Consider the following 23,564-nt stretch of genomic DNA (forward strand, 5'->3'; position numbering starts at 1 on the left):
GACGGCACCCACCTAGCATGGTGCTGAAATACTATCATCAGAGCAGGGACGCTATGAAATACACCAAGCTGACCGCAGCAATCTCCGTCGCAGGGGCTTGCGCCCTCTCCTCATCAACTGGAATGGCTTTTGAAATAAACCCATGTCTACGTGTGCTGGTCTACAGCTCGAATTATCTAGATCAAGCACCGATAAGAGCCTGGAATCAGTGCAAGAAAACGGACTTAGTTGCAGGGTTTGCCAATGGCAAATACTCGAAGGGCACGGTCCATGAGCACATGACAAATTTTGCTATTGACGAATACCGCGGCGCAGATTTTGAAGGCTTCTTAGTCCGCAATAAACAGACGGACGATTCCAAACCAAGGCAACTCATTTTTGAATACATGAAAGACCCAGAGTGGAATAAGCCACCAAGCTCGCATCCTCACAAGACCCTTGCCATCATATATGGCAGTTGGTGGAATGATGACCCGTTGATGTACACCTGGGGTGAAAGCAAAGACTTCAGAGATGGACTGTGGAATCTGAGTGGCCAGTTCAAACCGGAATCTAAAAAGTACGCTGGGGGCCGTGAAGGCTGCGAAGTTGAAGGGAAGAATCACCTTGGCTGGAACTCTCACTATGGCAATCTTCAGTACCTCCACTTCATGTCTAGCCAAATGCCCGGCGATGCTAGTGATGAGGCCCAGCTAGAAGAGACCACAAGGTTGGCTCTCGCCTGGATTAGGTTTGCTTATGACGTGGCAACGGGGGATACACCCGTCGACTCACCACTCACACCGCAAATCGAAGCAAGCCTGGGACTACCGTCAATCGCTTTAAATCAATGCGTTGAACAAAAAAACGTAAAGATTCGGACGCTATTTGCCCGATCTGGCGTTCCTCTCGATGAACGAAATAAGCGCACCCATGATGTGGCGCTGGGCAGTATATTTCACATCTTCCAAGACTCTTTCTCCCCGGCTCACACCTGCCGGAAAGAGGAGGTTGTTGAAGGGAGTCATTACGCAGTCCTTACCCAGGCCTATAATTATCGAGTGCAGGCCAAGGATAAGCATGGTGGTGACGAGCACAGCTTCAACGATAAATATCCTGGCTGGCTTCTGACCTATGCCAGAAACGGGGATCACGTGTATTCCAATGATCCCATAGCTGTTGGAGCCTGGATGCTGAGCGCAGTAGACGCCAAGACCCCCTGGAATACTGTGGAAAGGCATCTTCGCGAGACCATTTTCAGAAAGCAGTCTGCCGGTGTTAACGACCAATCTCCTTGCATAGGGAAACGTGCCCTATGAAACTCCTATCCTTAACAAACCCATGCGCCTGAAGCCTGCCTAGAACACTGAATAGTCCCGGCCCCCCTAGAGGCTTTCATGCCTAATTGTGAGTCCGCTTTTGGCCGATTTATGCCGCTGCTGATCGGCTGCAATGGGTCGATTGCTACCCGTCTCCACCGGCAGTAATCGGCCCAAAGTGTGTAAAAATGCACTTATGCACTGTCGGCGCGCGACAAAAAGGGGACGGATCTATTTAAAAGCAAATAAATCCGTCCCTTTTCTCGCCCTGAGCATCGCCGGGACCGTCATTACTGACATCCAAGAATGATCAATCCCGAGGCGCACGACCCGACTACCAGCACCGTTGGGCTCAAGCCTCCGATCGCGTTTCACCTCAAACGCTCTCACCGTCACTGATATGAATACCAAGATCGTAACGACCCGATGCAAGATGCGATTTAAGCGTCAACGCCGGGATGTCGTAATCGCCGTGATTCTGGCGACGAAATGGCAAGGGTTGATCACTGAAGAGCGTATTCAAGCGAGCGGCATAAGCCGTGCAAATGGATTGGAACCGGGCGGCGTCCATCTTGCTGGTCTTATAGATTGGGAAGGCCGGCATGACCGTGAAGCCAGGATAGAAAAGCACTCCATGCTGGATAGGAAATAGCAGGTCATCCAACGCGCCGTTCACCCCTCGGCCACTGTAGTGGGATTCCCAACCGCCCATTGTGACCACCAACATGGCGCGCTTGCCGGTCATGCTGCCTTCGCCGTAGCGATCGCCCCAGTGGTTTTCGCTATGTTCGCCGACACCATAGGCAAACCCGTAGGCGTAGACGCGTTCGATCCAGCCCTTGAGAATCGCGGGCATCGAGAACCACCACAGCGGAAATTGAAAGATGACGGCATCGGCCCAGCGCAATTTGGCCTGCTCTGCCTGGATGTCCGCCGGTTGGCTGTCAGCGGCAAATACACGCTGGGATTCAAGCGCTGGGTTGAAAGGCGTTTCTGCGTCATAACCTGGAGCGTCGTCCGGATCGAGGGACGCTTTCCACCGCATGCCGTAGAGATCTGAGACTTGGACCTCATGGCCTGCTGTTTCCAGGTGAGTGATCGCAAAATCCTTGAGCGCGCCATTGAGCGAACGCGGTTCGGGGTGGGCGTAGATCAGTAGTATTTTCATGAGGGCTCCGCGTTGAATGTGTCCCTCAGCGTAAGCATGTATCCGCTATGATAGAAATGAATTCCCGAAACACATGGTATTTGCATGCACAATAGCTTGCGCCGTCTGGACCTTAATTTGCTGGTCACATTGGATGCCTTGCTGGCCGAGCAGAATGTGACGCGGGCAGCGCGCTTGCTCAATCTCGCGCAACCGACCGTCAGCCTGCAACTGGGCAGGCTGAGAGATCTTCTTGATGATCCGCTTTTGCTGCCTGGCCCCCGAGGGATGTCGCCCACCGAGCGAGCTCGCGAATTGCAGGGGCCCCTGCGTGACGCGTTGGCCGCGCTGGAAAGCGCACTGAGTCCTGTTGCCGCTTTTGAACCCGGACGGTCCCATCAAACGTGGAAGATCGCTGCCAGTGATTATGCGACGACTGCCTTGATCTGGCCGTCGCTCTCGCGGCTCAGGCGCCTGGCCCCGTACACGCGGTTGGCGCTTATGAATAAACCGACTGTCGACTTTGCCAAGGATCTGGAAAACGGCCTTATCGATCTGGCGCTGCACACCCGCGATGAAGCGCCGCCCAAGTTGCGTCAGCGCTCCTTGATTCACGAACGCTATGTGCTGGCGGCGCGGCGCGGCCATCCGGCGCTGGCAACCAAGCTGTCGCTCAAAGCGTTCTGCGCGCTTGAACATGCCGTCATGTCACCTGATGGCGCCGGCTTCGTTGGCAGTACCGACCACGCGCTGGCAGCTGAAGGTCTGGAACGGCGAGTGGTATTGTCCGTGTCCAATTTCAACTCGCTGGTCTCAGCATTGGTGCACAGCGATTTGGTTGCGGTGGTGCCGGAAAGGCTGGTGAAACATGAGCCAGCGCTTCACGTCCAGGCACCTCCGCTGGCCATTCCCGGGTTTGAAATGCTGATGTTATGGCCCGAGCGACTGCATCGCGATCCTGCCCATATGTGGCTGCGCGACCTTATTGCTTCGACGTTGGAAACAACCGGCGCGCAGAAATAAATGAACCGGACAATGAAACGATGACGACGCCCCCCTGCCCCATGTCCCGTTAATAATGTGCAAGTCACTCCAAGGAAGAAGCTAATGTCCTCCGATCCCCTATGCCTGGTTTTCGTACCCGCCCTTGCAGCTGTACTCACAGCAGCCGAGTCCAAAAAAGGCGCCCCACTCACCGAACTCGAAGTCTGCAACATCCGAGACCAGGCCACCTGCATTGCAGTAACCTTCGCCACCGCGCTGGCGATGGAACAAGGGCGGGGCTATGCGGATATCGTTGCCGAGGATTGCTGGAACGAGTGGCAACGGTTACGCCTCTCGATTCAACCAAGCCCACGTTGAGGGGCTGACACCCCAGCCATTGAACACCCCGCCTGGAGCCTTTTATGCCTTCCACCTCACGTGACGACGCCCGTATTGAGCGTCGTCTCATCGCCACCCTGACCGAAGCCTGTGAAACCGGCAAAACTGAAATCCCGGGCTTCGCCTGGCTGACCCACACGGTCGACTATCGCGCCTTTCCTCAAAGCCTGCGCGTGATCTGGATCTTCGACAGCCGCGCCAGCCAGGAACACGCCCTCTCAACGGGGGCAGACAAACGCATGCGTGAGCTGACCGCCGCCGCCCTGAACGACGCCGGCGTACACGTCCCCCACATGGCCCGCTGCGTCAGTTTCGACTCCGAAGAAGAATGCCGCCTCCGGCATGGCGGCGACTGGCGCCTGCGCCTGGCCAAGGTACACACGACCAACACGCCTGCGAGCCATCGATGACCCACTGCTGCGGGCTCATTCTCGACAGCACTCGAGAAGACATCTGGACAGGTCATCTTGCGAACTGGAAGTCAGCTACGCCCGGAGTAACGGGTTGCTTTCGGCCAAAAGCGGACGATGTCTCCCCCCTTTTTTCTGATCACATGAGGCAGGCTTACAGCCAACACGACCGATGATTGTTTCCATTAGAAATTTCTTTCCAGAAGACAAGCCGCTGGTCGATCAGGTAGTGCGTGATGCCTGGATAGAGCTGGCCACCGCCATGCCGGGGTGGAATGAGCTCGCTCCGCGACTCGGGGCGCTTACCGCCAATGCTGCTCTCAGCGAAGTACTTGTCGCAGAACTGGACGGCGAAATAGTCGGCGCGGCCGGCTACGTCGGTCCAAACCAGCCCAAGCCCGACTTTTTTGCGCCCGAATGGCCGATAGTACGGTTGATGTCAGTTGTGCCGAAAGCACGGGGCCATGGCGTTGGCCAGGCTCTACTCGACGAATGCATCAACCGCGCGAAGCGCGATAGCACGACGTTAATCGCATTACATACAACCCCGATAATGGAAGCTGCGCAGTACTTATACCAGCGAGCCGGCTTCGGGGTGGTGCGCAATCTGCCAGACATGTTTGGCGTGCCTTATGTGCTGATGACCCGACTGTTTTAACCTGTTGGAATAGTCACGAAGCAGGTAAAAACGGCACGCTGCAAGGTCCGCAAGAGTCGATTGCAGCCCTTCGCGACAGGCAGAAATCGGCCAGGAGCGGACGTTTAGAGCAGAGAAATAAATCTGTTCTCTTTTCCCAAAGGACATCACCGCGGCGTACGCAGGGCTATCGCGTGGTGCGCGCAGCGCTCTCTACAAAGGCACCTGAGCACTTGGCGCCGCGCAATGAGGTGAAGCATGGACTTCGCGTACGCTAATGTTATGCCTGAACCAATGCATTAAAGAACCACTTGTAGAGTTCCGGTGGGTGGTATTGGGGAAAATACGCAACTAGCACGGTTGAAGTTACAAGCACCAGCACCACCAACAGCGCGGTAAGTAGCTTTACCAACGTCGAGAGAGTTGGATTGGGCGGGCCGTATTTATTGATCGCTTTACGCCCCGGCAGCATGATGAGCGGAAGCGTTATCACAAAGCCGATAACAGGGAACACGAAGAGAATTCCCCATATCGGACTCCAGCCTAGATCACGTGCCCTGCGTACCAGTAGAGACACATCGAGCAGGATGGCAGGAACGACAACGGTGACACCGACTATCAGCAAAACCACCAGTTGATGGCGCAACCCCACCATAAAGAACCACAGCAAAATGCCCGGAAGAACCAGCACCAAGGGCACACGAATCAGCCAGAAGCGCGTCAGAGAAATACGCCCGGAAAAATCCAAAATCTTGGGGTTTGAAAACGTGACAACCTCGTCGTCAATCAGTTGAGCGTCGCCCAGTTGGTATGGGTTTTCGATTTCGCTGCTGATACTGCCGAAAACGGGTTCTATCCTGGCCATTTAGTGCTATTCCCTTGTGTTTGATGGTGCTATTCACGTCACAACGTTTTCGCCTCATATCTAATCGAAGGCCGGTATCAAACTCAAGGGAAAAGACGCTATCGTGTAAGGGGGGCTGTGTGCACCACAGCATGTGTGGGTCTGTCCCATGGTGCGCGCAGTACAACTTATGAAGTGTTTTGCCGCTAGTAGGAAGACGGGTCATGTCCCTACTCTGAACGACGGCTTCTGGCCCAAAGCCACCAGTCACGAACGGCACCGTGATGGCTTTCTAGCAACCAAGTCGAGATATCCATATGAAACCCAATCCGACAATCGATAACGTATTACGCGTCGCGTTGGTGACAGGATCCACTTCCGGTATCGGCGCAGCCATTGCACGTGTACTAAGCCGGGCAGGCTATGCCGTGGTGCTCCATTCGCGAAATTCCGCAGATACAGGACGCGCTATGGCTGCCGACATGAAGCAGGCTATTTACGTGCAAGCTGATCTTGCTTTAGAAGCTGACAGGGTCAGGCTTATTAACGAGGCGATCGCCGCGTGGGGGCAGCTCGACGTATTGGTCAATAACGCCGGCATTAGCAGAGTCATTCCGCACAGCGACCTTGCCGCGGCCAACTCGACGGTGTGGCACGAACTTAACGAGGTTAATGTCGTGGCGCCGTTCCACCTGGTCGCATTGGCCGAGTCGGCATTGCGCGATGCCGCCCGTTACCGTCGAGCGGGTTGCGTCGTAAACATCAGTTCCCATGCCGGTATCCGTCCTAAGGGCGCATCGATTCCCTATGCGGTAAGTAAAGCTGCGCTTAATCACATGACCCGCTTGCTCGCGGTATCGCTGGGGCCAGAAATTCGCGTAAACGCTGTGGCGCCTGGCTTGGTCGACACGCCTCTGACCGCAGAGTGGACAGATGCCCAAGAGTTGTGGCGAACTCGCGCACCTATGCGCAGGGCCGCTAGCCCAGACGACATCGCAAAAGCTGTTGTCATGCTGGTCGAGTCGGACTACTTGACCGGCGAGATACTCCTCTCAGACGGCGGGTTGAATCTGACCTAGGCTAGCGTGCTCCGGTGTAGCAGGTGAGAAGACGGGTCACTCTGTAATCAAGTTAGCCAATGCATCGTGATCGCTGGGAGGGAACTTGGCACCGAAAGCTATTCTGTTCGATCTGGACAACACACTCACTCATCGCGCGCTCAGCATTGACCGCTACGCTGAGCGGTTTCTGCATGAGTTCAAGATTGAAATCGCTGAGGCAGACAGCCGTCAGATCTCTCATCTGATCGCGCGCATCGACAACGGTGGGTATCTGCGACCGGAATCGGAATATTCTTCCATCCGTGAGGCGGTTGGGTACACGTTAGCCCAGGAGCTGAAGTGGACTGGGCCAGTCGATCCCAAGCGATTAATTACACACTGGATGGAACACTTCCCGAGCGCCGCGGTTGAAATGCCAGGCGCTAGCGCGATGGTTCAAGCGCTGCATCGCAAGGGTATCGCCATGGGCGTCATTTCCAACGGCGCCGAGCATTCGCGACGGCAGACTTTGGCGGCACTGCCTTTCGGCGAAACCATTGAAACGATGATTTGCTCTGAGGCGTGCGGCATTGCGAAACCGAAGTCTGAGATATTCCATCTGGGAGCCCAGGCGCTGGGCGTTCGTCCTGAGCATTGCTGGTTTGTCGGTGATCACCCAAAAAACGATTACCTGGGTGCTACAGCCGCCGGAATGATTGCCGTCTGGTTGAGTGGATTCCATCCGTGGCCAGCGAGCATAACGCCAGCGGAGCGGTCCATTAAAACATTGGAAGGACTCCTGGACATGCTTGCAACCTAGCAACGGTCCACCGCTTACATCCGGTGATGCTCCAGCAAGAAATCCACAAACAACCGCACCCGCGCCGGCATTGCCGAGCCACCTACGAACACCGCATGAATCGGCTCCCGATCACCAGGATTCCACTCTTCCAGCAGCCGTATCAGATCGCCGCGCTTTAGGTCCTCGCTCACGGTGAACTCGCCGATACGCGCAATGCCGGCCCCGACTCGCGCAAATTGTGCCAGCGCTTCACCGCTGCTGCATTCGATGTTGCCGCTGACCTTCAGGGAAAACTCTCGTCCGTCGCGGATGAACGGCCAGTTGGGTTCGGCACGGCGGAAGTTGAAGCGTAGGCAGTTGTGCCGCAGCAGGTCTTCCGGTTCCTGGGGGGTGCCGTGGCGTTGCAGATAGTCGGGCGAGGCCACCACTACCTGTCCGGTGTCGCCGATCCTGCGCGCGGTCAGCGGGCTGTCGGGCAGATGACCAAAGCGCACCGCCACGTCGGCCTGGCCGCCGAGGATGTCGACCACTTCGTCGCCGAGGGTGAGGTCGACGACGATGTTCGGGTAACGGGCGCTGAACGCTGCCACCAAGGGAACAATGGCCAGCCGTCCATGGCCAAGGGCGGCGCTGACCCGCAAACGGCCCCTGGGTACGCCCTGGTCGGCGATGGCTTCTTCGACCTCGGCCATGTCGGCCAGGATACGCCGGGCGCCGCGCAGGAACGCCTCGCCCTCGGCGGTGAAGGTGATCGCTCGGGTGGTGCGCAGCAACAGGCGGGTGCCAAGGCGTTGTTCGGTACGCGCGATGATCCGACTGACCGCCGAGGGTGTCAGCCCCAATGCACGCGCGGCGGCTGAAAGGCTGCCTTCTTGCGCCACGGTGGCGAACACGCTCATTTCACCTGACCTGCCGTTGAAGTCCATTTGTGCCTCTTACGCAAAGGTGATTGCCAAAAATGCTATCTACCGCCTGAAAAAGTTGGATCGTAGCATTGGCGGCATAGATAAGGAGCCTTCCATGCGTATCAATCCACCACTTGTCGCACTCGCCATTGGTGCCTTTGGCATCGGCGTTACCGAATTCGCCCCCATGGGCATGTTGCCGGGCATCGCTGCGGATCTCGGCGTTTCCATTCCCGCTGCGGGTCTGTTGGTCAGTGCTTACGCCCTGGGCGTGCTGCTTGGCGCGCCGCTGATGACCCTGACCACCGGCAGGATTCCCCGGCGCTATCTGCTGATCGGGCTCATGGCGATTTTCACCCTGGGTAACCTGATGTCAGCCTTGGCGACCGATTACTACAGCCTCATGGTCGCCAGGGTGGTGACCTCACTGAACCACGGTGCGTTCTTTGGCGTTGGCTCGATCGTCGCGGCCAGCGTGGTCGCCCCAGAGAAGCGTGCCGGGGCGGTCGCGGCCATGTTCATGGGCCTGACCCTGGCGACCATCGGCGGCGTGCCGCTGGCCGCCTGGTTTGGCGAACTGTTCGGCTGGCGCACCGCTTTCTGGGGTATTACCGGCCTAGGCGTGGCGACCATGGCCGCGTTGTGGTTCGCCCTGCCCAACCTGCCGGCGCCGCAAGGCGTCGGTGCACTGGCCGAAATTCGGGTACTGGGCCGTGGTCCGGTGCTGGGGGCGTTGGCCCTGACCGTCGTCGGCTCGGGTGCCATGTTTACCGTCTTCACCTACATCGCGCCGATCCTCAGCAGCGAGACCCACGCGTCCACCGCCTACATCACGGCCATGCTGGTGTTGTTCGGTGTGGGGTTGACGCTGGGCAACATGTGGGGCGGCAAGGCCGCCGACCGCTCGATAGACCGCACCCTGATCATTTCGCTGAGCGTGCTGATTCTTGTCTTGCTGGCGTTCACCGTACTGATGCGTTGGCCACTGCCGGCCGCCGTGGCCATCCTGATATGGGGTATCGCCAGCTTCGCCCTGGTGCCGCCGCTGCAGATGCGCGTCATGGAAGCGGCCAAGGACGCGCCCAACCTGGCCTCGGCGGTGAACATCGGCGCCTTCAACCTCGGCAACGCGATTGGTGCGGCGCTCGGGGGAGCGGTGATCAATGCGGGGTTGGGGTATCCGGCGATTTCCCTGGCCGGGGCGGCAATGGCGGGGTTGGGTTTGCTGATGGTGTTGGCTTTTGCCTGGCGCTCCAGAGCGATTGCAGCTGCGGTGGTGTGAGGATGATGTGAGGGGGCTGTTAGTCGCCATTGAGGCGCTCAAGCAGCCCCTTTGAAATGACAATCAAGCCCTGCGCTTGGCGCAATACTCCAGCATGAGCTGAATGACCGCTGCCACAATCGTCTGATCCGCATCGGGCGAGGTGAACAGCCGACATTGGGCATCCGGCAAATCCGGCAACCCATGTTCTACCCCAATGACCGCCAATCCTTGCCCCAACTGACTCAGTGGCATGGGCGCTACCGCGAAGCCTGCCAAGGCCGACGCCCGTAACCCGGCCGTGCTGCTGCACAACATCACTGTGCGTTGGGCGATCCCCGCCTGCGCCAGCCTTGTCAGCGCGGCCTCGCGATAAGGGCACGGCTCGGGGAACAGGGCCAGCGGCAACGGCGTGGGTAACCGCGCGACGGGTTGCGCCGACCAGGCCCACACCAGCGGCTCTTGCCATAGCAACAGCCCTGCTTCGCTGGTTTCGCACAGCGAACCGATGACCACCTCCAGATGCCCTTGCTTCATCAGCGCCAGTAACGTCCCCGGAATGTTTACCTGCACCTCGATCTCCATCCCGGGGTACTGCGCCGCAAAATCCTGAACAGTGCGCAGTAATCGAGCCTCGACAAAATCTTCGGACACCCCGATCCGCAGCCGTCCATGAAACGGCGTGCGTGTCAGGTCTGTCCAGGCATCACGGTTGAGCGCGAGGATCGTGCGCGCATAAGAGACCAGACGCTCGCCATCGGCCGTCAGTTGCTGGGAACGGGTGGTGCGCGTCAACAGGGGTTTACCAATCTGTTCTTCCAATCGCCGCACGTGGCCACTGACCGCAGATTGAGTCAGGTGCAGCTTCTGGGCGGCGCGGCTGAAGCCGTCTTCATCGACGACCGTGACCAATGTCTTGAGCAGCAGAGCATCGAACATAGTTTTATACGTGATCAATCGAGCTGTAATTTACGATTTATATTTCAATTACAACTATGTTGCAATGCTCCCACCTGCCCTGCCCTCATTCAAGGTGCGTCATGACGACTCTTCTCCATATTCAGTGCTCTCCACGCAAGCAGCGTTCGGCCTCCCTTGAAGTCGCGCGCAGCTTCATCGCGCGTTATCAAGCCAACACCCCGGACACCGAGATCATCACCCTCGACCTCTGGGACATGGCCCTGCCGGAATTCGATGATCTGGCCATGGAGGCCAAATACGCCGGGCTCAATGGCACGCCGTTGACCACCGCACAACAAGAGGCCTGGAACACCTTAGAAGCGTTGGCAAGTCACCTGCACCGTGCAGATGTTCTGGTGATGTCCGTACCGCTGTGGAATTTCAGCATCCCGTACAAACTCAAGCACTTCATCGACCTGGTATCGCAGAAAGACATCCTGTTCAGCGTTGACCCGCAACGCGGTCTGGAAGGCATGTTGCACAATAAACTCGCCGTGGTGATGTACGCCCGCGGCCTGGATTTTTCGGCGCAGTCGAGCACACCGGCGGAGCGCTTCGACTTCCAGAAACCGTACGTGGAAGCCTGGCTGAAATTTATCGGCGTCACGGATGTGCATTCGGTGATTGTGGAGAAAACCATCCTGGGGGAAGACGTCGATCGGCACGCGCGTGAGGCCGCGACTCAGCAGGCCAGGGACCTGGCAGACAGCTTTATCAGCACCTGATGATCGATGAGAAGAAGGCTGAAGATCCGGCGTGCGGGCGTTTGAAGGATTGGCTGGTTGCTCAGTTCAAGTGAAGTCAATGAACTTACCCTTGCCTGACAATATCAACCGAGATCTCCACCGCCGCAATCGTGCCTCTGTTCTCAAGCCAGTGCGTGGTGTTCCTGTCCTCGGGCCAGCCCACTCCCGGCCCGTAATCCGTGGCGACGCCATTTCGATGGTCAGTGATCGTGCCTTGCAGGATGTAGACGGTGCCTGGTCTGTCGACATGGTTGTGGATCGGCCCGAAGACGCCTCCAGGCTCGATGGTCACCCTGCGCATCCTGAGTTGGCGCCCGGCCATACCCTCGATCTCAGGCCCCAGGTCAATCGTCGACAGTAACGTCACCGTCACCCCTTTCGTCTCAGGCGCCACCTGTTCGTTGCTCATCGCGCGCTCCCAACATTACCTACAGGGCCTAACTAGAAGTAAAGACCCTGAAAGGTGTGATCAGTTGGAAGGCGACAAAGGGTCGATTGCCAGCCTTAGCAACAGGCCGTTGTAGGCCCAGGCTGTGTAAAAACCTATCCCTGCTTTTTGAGCTAGGTATCAAAATCCCAATCTGATACCTCCAACTACTGCGCAACCGCAAAATCGAACGTGTGCTCTTGCAGGCTCGTTTTGATCAACTCGGCCAGTTGCTGGATGGCAGGCGTCGAGTCTTCTCCACTGCGGTGAAGCACATAGCCAAGGCTTGGTACGGCCGGCAAGCCGGAAACGACGGCGAGATGACTCGGCAGCCCGATGCGAGTTCGCAGCGTCAAGCCCAAGCCGGCGGCGACGGCCGCCCAGATACTCGCGACGCTGGGGCTGGTCAGGGCGATTCGCCAGGGAATTTGCGCGGCATCCAATGCCTGTGTGGCAGCGCTACGCAATACGCAAGGCGCGTCGAACATGATCAATGGCAGCGGTGAGTCAGCAAGGCGGGTCAGTGACGGCATGTCACGGACCCCGATCCAGTGCATCTGTGTTTCGCCCAGCCGCGTGGCATAGGGCGACGTATGCCCTGTGTCCCATGTCAGGGCCAAGTCCAGACCAGCACTTTCGACCAACGCAAGCAGTTCGGCGTTGCGCGCGATCCTGACCTCGAGAATCACCATCGGGTACGTCTGGACGAAGCGTCGAAGGATCTCGCTCAGTAAATGTTCCCCAAAGTCTTCTTGAAGCCCGAGGCGAATTGTCCCCGCGGCTTGGCTTTCATGCAGGGCCTGGAAAATGCCGTCGTTCAGTTCCAGTAACCGACGGGCATGACTGAGCAGTGATTCACCTACGGGCGTCAAGACTAACCCTCGACCGGATTTGGCCAGCACCGGAGTACCGATCTGCTCCTCGAGCTTCTTCAATTGAGCGCTCACGGCAGAAGTCGATCGACCGAGACGATCCGCCGCTTTGGCAAAGCTGTTGAACTCCACGCCGGTGACGAAAGTACGCAATACATCAAGATCGAAGGTCGGACGGCGCATTGAATAGTCCACTAATTTGGGATGATCAACCCTATTAAATCTGATATTCGGAACTATCGCGACTTGATAGTTTTCCCCCCTGTCGCTTTAGCCATGGGAGTAACTGTTATGCCGTTTTCACGTATTTCACTGCACCGGGGGAAGTCGGCCGAGTATCTACAAGCATTGTCCCAAGGGCTGCACGATGCCTTGGTTGATAGCTTCGAGGTGCCGAAGACCGATCGCTTCCAGGTCATCCACCAACATGAAGTGGGCGAGTTGATATTTGATCCCGACTACCTGGGCGGACCGCGTAGCCATGACTTTGTGCTGATCACGATTACCGCCGGCCGCCCTCGAAGCGTCGAGACGAAACAGCGTTTCTACCGCGATCTGGTCGAGAAATTGGGGCGGGCGCCAGGTCTCAACGCGGAGGATGTCATGGTGGTGATCACCACTACGGCCAGCGATGAATGGTCGTTTGGTGGTGGCCGGGGCAACTAGCCTTCAGGTTTGTGCTGGGTATGACGGCCATCGTGGATGGCTGTACGGTGGCGGTGCACCCTGCGCATCGCCTACTCCAAGCGCAACGAACTTTATCGCCCAGATGAATCCTGTGATACTTAATGCGAATCACTCTCGTACGAATTAGTATCCAAGGATCTATTCATGTCGACTTGTGCCACCCCGCCGCGTCACTTCACCCCTGCCCGCAATCTTCTGGCCATGGCTATTTGCATGGCCTCCCTGGCTCCAGCCTTTGCCGATGACAACAGCGCCATCCCACCCGCCACCCTGGAACTAGACGCAACCGAGGTCTCCGGGAGCGGCCAACTGGGGAGTACCACGGAAGGCACCGAGTCCTACACCACCGGTGCGATGTCGACCGCGACCAAACTTCCACTGACGATGCGTGAAACCCCACAAGCCGTCACCGTCATTACGCGCCAGCGCATGGATGACCAGGCGATGACCGACATCAACGACGTGGTCAAGGCGACGCCCGGTTTGTTCCTGGACTTTTCTGGCGGTCCTGGTCGGCAGACTTATAAGGCGCGCGGTTTTGAAATCGACAACTTGATGTATGACGGCATCCCGAGTGGCTACGACGGCGTTAACGTCGGTTCCCAGCCTAACTTGGCGATGTTTGATCGAGTCGAGGTGGTGCGCGGTGCCACCGGCCTGGTGACGGGTGCAGGCAACCCTTCGGCCGCCATCAACCTGATCCGCAAGCGGCCATTGGCCGAGCAGAAAGTCACCCTGACCGGTGCCGCTGGCAGTTGGGACGACTACCGTGGCGAGGTCGATGCCTCCAGCCCGCTCAACGACAGTGGCACGTTGCGCGGCCGGGTCGTGACCTCTTACCAGGACGCCAACAGCTTCATCGACAATGTCGAGGAGGATCATGGCTTGTTCTATGCGGTCACCGAAGCGGACTTGAACGAAGACACCACCCTGACCCTGGGGTTTTCCCACCAGAAGGACAAGACCAATTACTTCTGGGGCTCTTCGATGATCGGCCAGGACGGCCATCATCTGGACCTGCCACGCTCCTACAATCCGGGGACGGATTGGGAGAACAAGGATCAGGAGATCAACACCGTATTCGCCGAAGTCCGTCATCGCCTGGCCAACGACTGGAACCTTCAGGTCAACGCCAACTACTCCGAACAGAACGCGTTGTTCTCCGGCTCTTATCAATCGCGCTGGGACAACAACACCCTGGCCCGCACGGTCTACCAGGCCGACTTCGATGAAAACCAGGCCGGCGTAGACGCCTTTGCCAGTGGGCCCTTCGAGGCGTTCGGGCGCAGCCATGAACTGGTGGTGGGCGCCAGCAAGCGCATCTACGACATGACCACCCACAACTACAGCCCGTACGACATGAACTGGCCGATCAATGGGGGTAAACCGAACTTCGTCCACACCAACAACCAGCGCGAAGTGACCACCCAGGACGGCGTCTACCTCACCACACGCCTGAGCCTGGCCGACCCGTTGAAGCTGATCCTCGGCGGACGCCTGGACTGGTACGACTACGATAACCGTGATGGCGACACCGACTACAAGGTCACCCGTAACCTCACCCGTTACGCTGGCTTGATCTACGACCTGGACGACCACCACTCGGTCTACGTCAGCTACAGCGATATCTTCACGCCGCAGCGCGAAAAGGATACCTCGGGTAGCCCGGTCAAGCCGATTGTCGGCAAGAACTACGAGGTCGGCATCAAGGGCGAATATTTTGATGGCGCGCTGAACGCGAGCGTGGCGCTGTTCCGCGTCGATCAAGAGAACCGCGCGGTGAAGATCCCCCCGGCAGACTGCCCACAGGCAGAATGCTACGAAGCCTCCGGCGAGATTCGCAGCCAGGGTATCGACTTCGAATTGCAAGGCGCCTTGACCGAAAACTGGCAAGTCGGCGGTGGCTACACCTATGCGCGAACACACACCATCAAGGATGCCGCCAACCCGCAGAACGTAAACAAGCAGTTCGACACCGACACGCCGGAGCATCTGTTCAAGCTGACCACCAGCTACCACTTCCAGGGCCCGCTGGAAAAACTGCGCGTGGGCGGCAACGTCTCCTGGCAGAGCCGCCTGTACAACGACATCCCGCTGGCTGATGGCAGCAAATACCGCCTCGAACAGGGCAGCTACGCGATCACCGACCTGATGGCCGGCTACCGGGTCAGCCAGAACCTGGACTTGCAGGTCAACGCCAACAACATCTTCGACCGCCGGTACTACTCGACCATCGCCAACTCCGTGAGCTATGGCGGTGATTCCTACGGCAGCCCACGCAACATGATGCTGACTGCCAAGTACAGTTTCTAAAGGAGGCGGATTTTGTCTGGTCTTGAACCAGGTTCATGCCTGTTTCAGGGCCAGGCCCAGCACATGAAATCGTCTCTTTCTCTGTCCGGACGAAGGTCTTTCCAGCGGGTTATGAAAGAAGCGCTCTCAGTTGTGCTGGAACGGCGACCACCTCTTTGGTTTCCGGCGAGACACATACATGAGTGACATTTGCCACAAAAGATAAGGGCCCATCAACAACAAACCCTTCGACCAGAAACGTGAACGAATGGACGCCCACCTTCGCCACACTGACTTTGATAGATAACTCATCATCCCACGTCAAAGGCACCAGAAACTCCATTGACATGGCGCGTACCGGCGGCAATATTTCAAAGCCCATGAGTGTTCTGAGCCCGGGCGTGCCCAGCCACTTATCAAGTGCTACGTAGATGGCCTCTACTGAAAAATACGAAAATCGCGGCGTGTAAACCACGCCTGCCGGATCACAGTCGCCAAATAAAATCGTTCTACTGACGAAAACCGCATGAGGCATTGGTCTCTTTCCCTTTAGTTATTCGAGCCTTGGTACGTATTTTTGTCGCCGCCATCAAAGCTCAAACCGTATCCGGCTCTCACGACGCTGTGCCGGTGGCAAATCCTCGCCTAGCCTTACCGCCGCCAGTAGCTGCTCGACACCGACATGTATGGCATCGGCTTGCACATTGGATGGCTTGAAGTCCGGTGCGTTATCAAGGCCTTGGCGGTGTGCTTGAATGATCTTCACGTCTTGGCGAATGACGATGCGGGTGTACAGATGGATGAACGGACGCAACATCCGCAGTACCCAACGGGGTAGGCGGAAGCGGTAGGCGATGTAGGTATAGACGCGCGACTGACGTGAATCGATTGGCGTGATTTGACTGATGATCAAAAAAGCCGAACGCTCGCCCCACTGGTAGTCGCAGCGCGTGACGTTGGGCGCAAAAAAACGATCCGTGTGAACCAGCGGTTCGCCGTCGGGATTACTCAGCCAGTTCATGACACCAATCTTGTCCCCGTCATCGTGATAGGTCACTTCAATGCTCCGCGCTTTACACGCGAGCGTGGCGTCCATCGAACGACCGGTGCTGGATCTGAAGATGCCCTCGTGCACGAATACGGTATGCGGCACGTCCATGAAGTTCTGCACCAGGCTGCCTACGTCGGCCTCAAAGGTGTTGATCATGAAATAGCTCTGCCAGCGCTGGTCAGCGTAAGCCGGCAGCCTGAACAGGGGCTTGGCCTGCGGGTCACCTGCACCGGTGTATACCCAGATCAAGCCATCAAGTTCCTGCACGGCAAAATGACGCTGTTTATACCGATACTCGCCTGATGGCGATGAGCACTGTTTATCGCCAACACTGGGGATATGAACCACGTGCCCTTGGGCATCGTAGCGCCAGCCATGGTAGGGACAGACGAGGCAATTATCGGAAATCTTGCCGGCGGACAATCGGGTTCCCCGATGCACGCATTGGTCCAGCAACGCCGCTACCTGCCCATCACCCTGACGAAAAAGCACCAGGTTCAGTCCGAGGATTTTTGCCCTGTAAGGTGTGTTCTTACGCAGCTCTTTCTGAGCGCAAGCCACATACCATTGTTCGAGGGTTGCATCGCAAGGGGTCTCGAAGGTGGTATTTAAAGATGCCGACATGAGCTTTCCGTTAGCGCGAGAATGGCATCGGCTGTCTCGAGCCGATTGATAAGTGGGCGCGGTTTGACGTCACCGGCGCGGATACCGCTTAACTCCGCCGCCTGTTGCAGTACTTGAGCCAGCACATCAGCGCTGCCTTTGAGCAAGCGAACCCGAAGAGGCCCCAACTGCCCAAGCCTGCGTGCCTGATTGTAATGAAAGGCGTTGGACAGCTCCGACTCGACCGCCAGCGCCAGTGCGCTTGCATCCAGGTCTTCAGGTGTCGCCACCAGCGCGAGGTAATGCGGTGGCATCGCCGAAGCATTGGGGATCAGGCAAGCAGCCCCTGTCGTGGTGATGCAACGGTCAAATATGCTCTGCACGATGTGCTCATCAAGCTTTTCTCCGACCAGATCACTGGTCACCGCAGTACGCCCCACAAACTCTACACGCGGAGTAGCCCCCAGCATTCCGACGACTCGGACTCGGTCGCCCAATGCGTAGCGATACAAACCGCCACCGGTTGTCAGCAGCACTTGCGCGCTTTCGCCCATGCGCAGGGAGTGGGCATTGCGTAGCGAACCGTCTTCGCAGAGAAACTCGAGATAATGGCTGCCAATCGCCAAGGGACACCCCGGCCCGTCACCAAATGGCACGCTCACCACACCTTCGGTGGCAAAAAGACCTTTGGGTAACCATTGCACCTGAGGGAAGCGCGCCGCCAATTGCCTGTAGTAGTTGCGGCTGGGGCCATCCATCCAGCAACTGACGGCTGCCAGCCGTGGCCATAACTCGGTGCAGACACCTTGGGATCGCGCGCGACGCAACGCAGACCTGCGGGCGGCGGGAAGCGCATCGCCCAGCCACGCAAACGTCTGCTCATGCTCAGCGGTTTCGCCATCGAAAATTGGCTGTAACAGACTGGTCAAGAACGTAGGGCTCCAGACACTGATAAAACTCAAATCAGCGTCTGCCACCAACGCCAGGAGGGTCTGTCTACGCCAGTTGGACAGATCGCCGGCAAACTCCGGAATCAACAACGTCCCGGCCAGTCCGGCAATGTTGCTGCCGCTCAAGTACTCCAGGTCACTGGCTGAACCAACGGAAATACCATTAGGCCCCGTCACCGGCACTTGCAAGGGGGGTGACATTGACCAGTAGCCTGAGCCATGGCTGATCCCGGGGACTTGACGGTGCATATCCGCCAGCCAGACGCCTAAAGCACTGTGCATTTCAGAGAGAAAGTCGCGTGTATAAGGAATCGCTTTGTGCAGCGCACTGCTACCGCTTGTACGTTCAAAGAACAGTGGCGGACGAGATGTCAAAATCGGTTCCGATTCCTGTTGCGCTCGCTGTATCCAGGGATGCAGTTGCGAGTAAGCGTGAATCGGGACGTTGTCGCGAAACTGCGTTGAATCAGCGATACGCGCAAAGTGGTGGGCACGCCCGAACGCACAATCACTGTTGGCCTTTAGCAATCGCTGCAATAGGCGTTCTTGCGTCAGTTCTGGTTGCTCAAGTTGCTCGTGCCACCGATCAAGCGTGGGTTGGGCACTGTCTATAAAACGTTTCCACAGCGCGCGTCTGACGCCATTGTTGGCACTCATCAGAAGTAGGTCTTGTCGAGTTGCGTCACGTCATCCGGTAAACGCTGGGGCGGCAAGAAAACCTGTAGCCAGCCAAACCACAATGGCCGGGTTTCCTTCAGGTTCGAGGCCCGGTGCATCTGCTGCCAATGCAGTTGTGATTGACGATGATGGGTGAGGTTGTAGTTGAAGTTCAAAAATGCCCAGCGGACCAGGCGCGGCGCCCTCATGTTGTAGGCCCCCTCCACCACGTCCAACGGTGTGCGCATGTGGTAGACCCACTGCAGCGAAGACCAGGAAAAAGCAAAAGCGATGTAGGTAGCCAGGACGACAGGCCACTTCCATCCCAACACTATCCCGGCCGATAACCACACCGCGACACTGGCGATCACCTCCAGCCGGATACGGCTGAAATCGCTTTTTGAAAAGTCCTTGAAGGCGGCCGCATACGTATTGACCTCTGCGGTTTGCGACCACCGGCCAGTGATACGTGCCGGCAGCAACGGCAACAAAAGACTGCCGATAAATGCTGCGAACCAGATCCCCCCCAGAATCGCGAAATAGTATTCGACGCGCTTGCGCAGCAACGATTCGTCTGCGCTGGCAAAATCAGCCAGCTCTGCTCGGGTGCGATTACGCGTGTGGTGCCCCAGATGGTTGATATGGATGAGCGTGGCCGATGCACCAAACAGGGTTGAAGCCCACCACATGACGAAGTAATTCAACTTTTTTTGACTATGGGCCAGCCCATGAAAGGCCTCGTGCATCATCGAAAAGACCCCTTGCATGACCAGGCAAAAAGGCATCAGCACAAGCCACTTGGGCCAACCCGCATCCGTGTGTGACAACCAGGTCAGCGTCGCCCCCCAAACCAATGTCTGCAGCATCAGTACACACAGATTGGCCAAGTCGTAACGACTAGAGGATGAAATGTCACCGGAACTGCGCATTAAGAGGCCCCATGGAAAGTCGGATATCCATTTACACGATCAGTGACAAAAGAGATAGCCTATAGTTTTTCAGGGCCGCACCCGCTGATATGTCGTATCTCAAAGCCCTCTTGTCCTGGTGCTCGGCGGCAAAACCACCTGCCGCAAAAATTCTCCGCCGCAACGTACGCTTTGCTCTCGATGGGGGTGTTCCCCATTATTGGTACCGTGACTGGCCTCACGTCACGCGTTTTTTTGATGGCCTGTCGATCATGTTTCCACTCGGCGAAAAGCTGTTCATTGATAGCGTCACGCACTTTCGGACCGAGATAGAAACCGATCTGTCGCTCTGCAACGCGGTTGAAGCGTTTGTTTATCAGGAGGCGGCGCATATTCGTGAGCACAGGCTGTATAACCAGCTACTCGCGGCACAAGGCGCGCCTGTTGAGGCACTGGAAAAACTGCTGCTGCGCCGACAAGAGGTTGGCAATCGATTTACGCCAGCGACTCGTCTGGCGATGACCGCCAGCCTGGAGCATTTCACGGCCATTCTCTCTGATCAGCTTTTGCGAAATCCCGCTGTTCTCAACGGTGCCGATTCGAGGATGGCCATGCTCTGGCGTTGGCATGCCATAGAAGAAACCGAACACAAGGCCGTCGCCTACGACGTGTTGTGCCTGGTTGTGCGCAATCCACTTTGGCGATACCTGATGCGATGCGGGGTCATGCTGATAATGACCGCGTACTTCGCCGTCGATGTGCTGTATTTCATTTACCAACTTGCAGGGACTGATGGGCAACGCCGTAACTGGCGAGGGTGGGCGCGCTTGCAATGGTGGTTGTTTGTGAATCCTGGCCCGCTGACCCGTGCATTTCCGAGCTGGCTGGCGTGGTTCATCCCTGGTTTTCACCCCGATAAGCTCGACAACAGTGAAGCCTTGGAAGCGGCCCGCCGAAGACTGGATGAATTCGCTGAGCCCAAGCCATGAGCCCATCCTTGCCGGGAAAAAAAACCTGGATACCAGAAGGCTTTGACGATTGGCCACTTCACTTTCCAGCAACGCAATTGGCGAGACCTGCCGCACACCTTGATTGGACAGAGCAATTTATCGCGTGCTGGCATGCCCCCGTGCCACGTCTTCCTCGAAGTACGTTGGTGGTGCTGGTTGCCGGGCTGTTTTCCGAATGGTTGCCACGTTGTTTTCAAGGTTGCGCCCAGACGTTACGGCGCTCGAACTATCAGGTCCTGCGAATGCCCGTGCGTTCTTCGCGTGGGGTGATGGCTCAAGGAACGTCTATCAACAAGGTACTGACTGCCGAACTCAAGCCAGGCCAGCGATTTGTTGTGTTGGCGCACAGTAAGGGGGGGCTCGATGCACTTGCAGCCATCCTGCAGAACAGCGTCTTGAGTGAGGCGTGCGACGGCGTGGCGTTGGTGCAACCGCCGGCAGGCCCGTCGACGGTCATGGATGAGGTGCTGGGTTGCAGCACGTGGCAACCGGCCCAACGATATCCTCTGGATCACCTTCGTCGAGTGTTTGCAAAAATGCCGTGGGTGGCCGACGGCACACGAGACATCAGCCGCCTGCGCGACCCGCACGTTGCTCGCATGCTCAATCATCTGGGCCCTGACCTGCATTGCGCGCATGTCGTCAGTTGGAGCTGCGCGCCCAGCTCTGGTTTTGACACGCATCACGCACGCCTCAATGCACTGCGACCCGGCTGGGCGCATGACGGTCAGTTTTACCTCGACCATCAGCGACTCGATGGCATGCCGCAGATTTGCCTGCCTCACCTCGATCACGGCCAACCTGTTTTGGGCGGTGGTGGATTTGACGCGACCCGTTTCTGGTTGGCGCTGTTGAACGTCTTGCACCAGACCAAGCCCGGCCGGGGCAATCAGACGAGATAGATCTCAAACCCCGGAATACGCGCCGCATCCACCGGTGCCAGTGCTGACGCACTGCCGACGCAGGGCGCCGTATACAGGTCCATGGGAATGGTGACGCTACGATAACGGTTCATGGCGGCCCAAAGCGGGTCATTGTCATACAAGCACATTTGCATCAACGCGTACTGACCGCGAACGCGCACCCAAGCGGCATCCAGCAGCGCAGCGAAAATGTGCGGGTCTCGCTGCCGCACCTGTAAATGAGTCAGGTAGATGTCCTGCAGTGCCTCGCCAGGTGCAGCGATTGCAGGGCGCCCCAAGACTGGCGCACAGGCGTTGAAAGCCAGGCGAAGCGCCTGGTGTGACAAGGGCAGCTTTTCCAGCACCACCCGCTTGATACGCCCGGCGTCCCAAGGGGCCACACAACCGAGCACATTGTTACGGGCGTCCAAGGCCAGGAGAAATGACTCGATACCGAAGTCCGGCCAGGTGTCCAGGCGTCGCGAAAACTGCGCCTCACTAAAAATGCAACCAAAGGGCTGGCCTGCCGACTCGCTGTCGAGAAACGCTCGCAGTGCATCCGTATGGGCCGGCTGGGCTCGAACGATGCGGACGCTTTCCAGCGTTCTTGGCGCGCTGCTCCATCCCCGCTGACCATACACGGAGACATTGCTATAGCCACGCCAGTGCGAAAGCATCAGCGGATTGGCTCGCCGTCCTCCCAGAAGCGAGTGAGCCGCAAGCCTATTGCCACGAATGACACAGCAATAAGCGTGCTGCGCACCGGTTTCATGGGCCAACGCTTCGAGCCGCACTTTGACCTCGGCCATCCACGACTTTGACAAGCGCCGGTCGGGCACCAGCCGCAGGTCCCCCAGATAGGCCACCGGCTCGATACCGCCATTAAGGTAGCCATCGCGGACCACCAGGCTGGCGATGCCTTTCAGTTCGCCCACCTCGCTTTCCGCTATCCAGGTTCGATGGTCCATGGCGTGACAACGATGCAGCGCGAAATAGTCCGGCCCACGGTCAAACCGCATCGGCAAGCCACCCTGCATCGCCCGTTGCGCCTGAAAGTCGAGTAATTTCAGGTTGTCCGCGGCGCTTGCCTGGCGGATCAGCATGGCGATGGTTGAGCGCCAGCAAACAAGCGCAGCACCATCGGCCGTAAATTATTGGGGTGCAGCTCGCACAAACAGACCAACTCATCACCCGATGCGTAAAAAGGATTTCTTTCCAGAAAATACAATACGTTTGCCAGACGCAGGTGAGGCGCAGGAACCTGTGCCAACTCCGCGCTCAGCCGACCTTGTGGAACCTTGAAGGACAGAACACCCGTTTTCCGATCATAGGCCTCACCAAAACGATCGATCGCCAAGTGGTCCATCAGCGCCTGGACGCCAGAATCCGTCATGGCCCCGACTCGGGGTGAATAGTTCAACGCCATGGCGCCTAAATAACGGTACGTTCGGTGACCCTTGCAGATCAGAAACCAATAGAGAGGGATTTCAGGCTGCTCCTGCCAGATTTCCCCCGCCAGTCGCATCCAGGCGAAGGCCAGTTGCTGGCTCCCCCAGTGTTCACGATCAATGATGGTATCGCCCGAAAAAATCACCCTGATCGGTTTGCCAGACCAGGTTTTTTCATAAAGTTTGAGCGTGGTAAATCCAACGATTACTTCACCCGCATCCCGTAATACGATGCAGTGGGTTTTTTCCTTGAAATCCTGATCGAACCTTGCTCGCGAGGTGTCGTCGTAGGACGCAGCATAAATCTCGAACATCCGATCAATT

Annotated in this window: 25 protein-coding genes; 13 read left to right on the top strand and 12 right to left on the bottom strand. The window is 57.4% G+C overall.

What is annotated here, in order from left to right:
- Window positions 1-53: 53 nt before the first annotated feature.
- The gene (locus tag AB4Z20_RS08720) at window positions 54-1,298 is read left to right on the top strand and encodes a hypothetical protein (protein WP_442089725.1); all 1,245 of its coding nucleotides are present in this window, start codon (window positions 54-56) and stop codon (window positions 1,296-1,298) included.
- Window positions 1,299-1,674: 376 nt separating this feature from the next.
- On the opposite strand, the gene AB4Z20_RS08725 is transcribed toward AB4Z20_RS08720, so the two are convergent.
- A complete protein-coding gene (locus AB4Z20_RS08725) occupies window positions 1,675-2,466 on the bottom strand; it encodes an NAD(P)H-dependent oxidoreductase (protein WP_442089726.1) in 792 nt (263 codons plus the stop codon).
- Window positions 2,467-2,550: 84 nt separating this feature from the next.
- Here AB4Z20_RS08725 and AB4Z20_RS08730 point away from each other — a divergent pair, with 84 nt between their 5' ends.
- The 4 genes from AB4Z20_RS08730 (at window position 2,551) to AB4Z20_RS08745 (ending at window position 4,896) form a co-directional block, all read left to right on the top strand.
- Window positions 2,551-3,468, top strand: a complete 918-nt coding sequence (locus AB4Z20_RS08730) for a LysR family transcriptional regulator (RefSeq protein WP_442089727.1) — start codon at window positions 2,551-2,553, stop codon at window positions 3,466-3,468.
- Between the two features lie 84 nt (window positions 3,469-3,552).
- Window positions 3,553-3,807, top strand: a complete 255-nt coding sequence (locus AB4Z20_RS08735; RefSeq protein WP_442089728.1) for a hypothetical protein — start codon at window positions 3,553-3,555, stop codon at window positions 3,805-3,807.
- A gap of 44 nt (window positions 3,808-3,851) precedes the next feature.
- Window positions 3,852-4,238 carry a hypothetical protein gene (locus tag AB4Z20_RS08740; RefSeq protein ID WP_442089729.1) on the top strand — a complete coding sequence of 129 codons (387 nt, stop codon included), beginning with the start codon at window positions 3,852-3,854 and terminating at the stop codon, window positions 4,236-4,238.
- Window positions 4,239-4,410: 172 nt separating this feature from the next.
- On the top strand, window positions 4,411-4,896 hold the full coding sequence (locus AB4Z20_RS08745; RefSeq protein WP_442089730.1) for a GNAT family N-acetyltransferase: 486 nt from the start codon (window positions 4,411-4,413) through the stop codon (window positions 4,894-4,896).
- A 259-nt stretch (window positions 4,897-5,155) separates the two neighbouring features.
- On the opposite strand, the gene AB4Z20_RS08750 is transcribed toward AB4Z20_RS08745, so the two are convergent.
- Window positions 5,156-5,740, bottom strand: coding sequence for a DUF805 domain-containing protein (locus AB4Z20_RS08750; protein ID WP_442089731.1), 585 nt, complete (start codon window positions 5,738-5,740; stop codon window positions 5,156-5,158).
- 296 nt (window positions 5,741-6,036) lie between these two features.
- Between AB4Z20_RS08750 and AB4Z20_RS08755 the strand changes: the two genes are divergently transcribed.
- Window positions 6,037-6,798, top strand: coding sequence for an SDR family NAD(P)-dependent oxidoreductase (locus AB4Z20_RS08755; RefSeq protein ID WP_442089732.1), 762 nt, complete (start codon window positions 6,037-6,039; stop codon window positions 6,796-6,798).
- Between the two features lie 85 nt (window positions 6,799-6,883).
- Window positions 6,884-7,579, top strand: coding sequence for an HAD family hydrolase (locus AB4Z20_RS08760; protein ID WP_442089733.1), 696 nt, complete (start codon window positions 6,884-6,886; stop codon window positions 7,577-7,579).
- 14 nt (window positions 7,580-7,593) lie between these two features.
- Here AB4Z20_RS08760 and AB4Z20_RS08765 read toward each other — a convergent pair whose 3' ends face one another.
- Window positions 7,594-8,487 (bottom strand): LysR family transcriptional regulator, encoded by an 894-nt coding sequence (locus AB4Z20_RS08765; protein WP_442089734.1) that lies wholly within the window; start codon window positions 8,485-8,487, stop codon window positions 7,594-7,596.
- Window positions 8,488-8,581: 94 nt separating this feature from the next.
- Between AB4Z20_RS08765 and AB4Z20_RS08770 the strand changes: the two genes are divergently transcribed.
- Window positions 8,582-9,748, top strand: a complete 1,167-nt coding sequence (locus tag AB4Z20_RS08770) for an MFS transporter (RefSeq protein WP_442089736.1) — start codon at window positions 8,582-8,584, stop codon at window positions 9,746-9,748.
- 63 nt (window positions 9,749-9,811) lie between these two features.
- Here AB4Z20_RS08770 and AB4Z20_RS08775 read toward each other — a convergent pair whose 3' ends face one another.
- Window positions 9,812-10,666, bottom strand: a complete 855-nt coding sequence (locus AB4Z20_RS08775) for a LysR substrate-binding domain-containing protein (RefSeq protein WP_442089737.1) — start codon at window positions 10,664-10,666, stop codon at window positions 9,812-9,814.
- A 101-nt stretch (window positions 10,667-10,767) separates the two neighbouring features.
- Here AB4Z20_RS08775 and AB4Z20_RS08780 point away from each other — a divergent pair, with 101 nt between their 5' ends.
- Complete coding sequence (locus AB4Z20_RS08780; RefSeq protein ID WP_442089738.1) at window positions 10,768-11,412, top strand: FMN-dependent NADH-azoreductase; 645 nt, start codon at window positions 10,768-10,770, stop codon at window positions 11,410-11,412.
- A gap of 85 nt (window positions 11,413-11,497) precedes the next feature.
- Here AB4Z20_RS08780 and AB4Z20_RS08785 read toward each other — a convergent pair whose 3' ends face one another.
- Window positions 11,498-11,842 carry a cupin domain-containing protein gene (locus AB4Z20_RS08785; protein ID WP_013693659.1) on the bottom strand — a complete coding sequence of 115 codons (345 nt, stop codon included), beginning with the start codon at window positions 11,840-11,842 and terminating at the stop codon, window positions 11,498-11,500.
- 185 nt (window positions 11,843-12,027) lie between these two features.
- Window positions 12,028-12,915 carry a LysR substrate-binding domain-containing protein gene (locus AB4Z20_RS08790; RefSeq protein WP_442089739.1) on the bottom strand — a complete coding sequence of 296 codons (888 nt, stop codon included), beginning with the start codon at window positions 12,913-12,915 and terminating at the stop codon, window positions 12,028-12,030.
- A gap of 108 nt (window positions 12,916-13,023) precedes the next feature.
- Between AB4Z20_RS08790 and AB4Z20_RS08795 the strand changes: the two genes are divergently transcribed.
- Together AB4Z20_RS08795 and AB4Z20_RS08800 are read left to right on the top strand one after the other, a co-directional pair.
- A complete protein-coding gene (locus AB4Z20_RS08795; RefSeq protein ID WP_053189250.1) occupies window positions 13,024-13,398 on the top strand; it encodes a tautomerase family protein in 375 nt (124 codons plus the stop codon).
- Window positions 13,399-13,563: 165 nt separating this feature from the next.
- Window positions 13,564-15,732, top strand: coding sequence for a TonB-dependent siderophore receptor (locus AB4Z20_RS08800; RefSeq protein WP_442089740.1), 2,169 nt, complete (start codon window positions 13,564-13,566; stop codon window positions 15,730-15,732).
- A 109-nt stretch (window positions 15,733-15,841) separates the two neighbouring features.
- Here the strand turns inward: AB4Z20_RS08800 and AB4Z20_RS08805 are convergent, their stop codons facing one another.
- Genes AB4Z20_RS08805 through AB4Z20_RS08820 form a run of 4 tightly spaced genes read right to left on the bottom strand, consistent with a single transcriptional unit; the run spans window position 15,842 to window position 19,901 of the window.
- Window positions 15,842-16,246, bottom strand: coding sequence for an acyl-CoA thioesterase (locus AB4Z20_RS08805; RefSeq protein ID WP_018601181.1), 405 nt, complete (start codon window positions 16,244-16,246; stop codon window positions 15,842-15,844).
- Between the two features lie 54 nt (window positions 16,247-16,300).
- Window positions 16,301-17,386 (bottom strand): aromatic ring-hydroxylating dioxygenase subunit alpha, encoded by a 1,086-nt coding sequence (locus tag AB4Z20_RS08810; protein WP_320388925.1) that lies wholly within the window; start codon window positions 17,384-17,386, stop codon window positions 16,301-16,303.
- Window positions 17,371-18,972 (bottom strand): GH3 family domain-containing protein, encoded by a 1,602-nt coding sequence (locus tag AB4Z20_RS08815; protein ID WP_442089741.1) that lies wholly within the window; start codon window positions 18,970-18,972, stop codon window positions 17,371-17,373. The genes AB4Z20_RS08810 and AB4Z20_RS08815 overlap by 16 nt, the downstream gene beginning before the upstream one ends.
- The gene (locus AB4Z20_RS08820; protein WP_442089742.1) at window positions 18,972-19,901 is read right to left on the bottom strand and encodes a fatty acid desaturase family protein; all 930 of its coding nucleotides are present in this window, start codon (window positions 19,899-19,901) and stop codon (window positions 18,972-18,974) included. The genes AB4Z20_RS08815 and AB4Z20_RS08820 overlap by 1 nt, the downstream gene beginning before the upstream one ends.
- Window positions 19,902-19,990: 89 nt before the next feature.
- Here AB4Z20_RS08820 and AB4Z20_RS08825 point away from each other — a divergent pair, with 89 nt between their 5' ends.
- Both AB4Z20_RS08825 and AB4Z20_RS08830 read left to right on the top strand, forming a co-directional pair.
- A complete protein-coding gene (locus AB4Z20_RS08825; RefSeq protein WP_442089743.1) occupies window positions 19,991-20,869 on the top strand; it encodes a metal-dependent hydrolase in 879 nt (292 codons plus the stop codon).
- A complete protein-coding gene (locus AB4Z20_RS08830) occupies window positions 20,866-21,792 on the top strand; it encodes a hypothetical protein (protein ID WP_442089744.1) in 927 nt (308 codons plus the stop codon). The genes AB4Z20_RS08825 and AB4Z20_RS08830 overlap by 4 nt, the downstream gene beginning before the upstream one ends.
- Here the strand turns inward: AB4Z20_RS08830 and AB4Z20_RS08835 are convergent.
- Together AB4Z20_RS08835 and AB4Z20_RS08840 are read right to left on the bottom strand one after the other, a co-directional pair.
- Window positions 21,780-22,895 (bottom strand): hypothetical protein, encoded by a 1,116-nt coding sequence (locus tag AB4Z20_RS08835; RefSeq protein WP_442089745.1) that lies wholly within the window; start codon window positions 22,893-22,895, stop codon window positions 21,780-21,782. The genes AB4Z20_RS08830 and AB4Z20_RS08835 overlap by 13 nt on opposite strands.
- Window positions 22,889-23,554, bottom strand: coding sequence for a hypothetical protein (locus AB4Z20_RS08840; protein WP_442089768.1), 666 nt, complete (start codon window positions 23,552-23,554; stop codon window positions 22,889-22,891). The genes AB4Z20_RS08835 and AB4Z20_RS08840 overlap by 7 nt, the downstream gene beginning before the upstream one ends.
- Window positions 23,555-23,564: the final 10 nt, after the last annotated feature.

It is taken from the genome of Pseudomonas sp. KB_12 (genome assembly GCF_052114545.1).
Lineage (GTDB): Bacteria > Pseudomonadota > Gammaproteobacteria > Pseudomonadales > Pseudomonadaceae > Aquipseudomonas > Aquipseudomonas brassicacearum.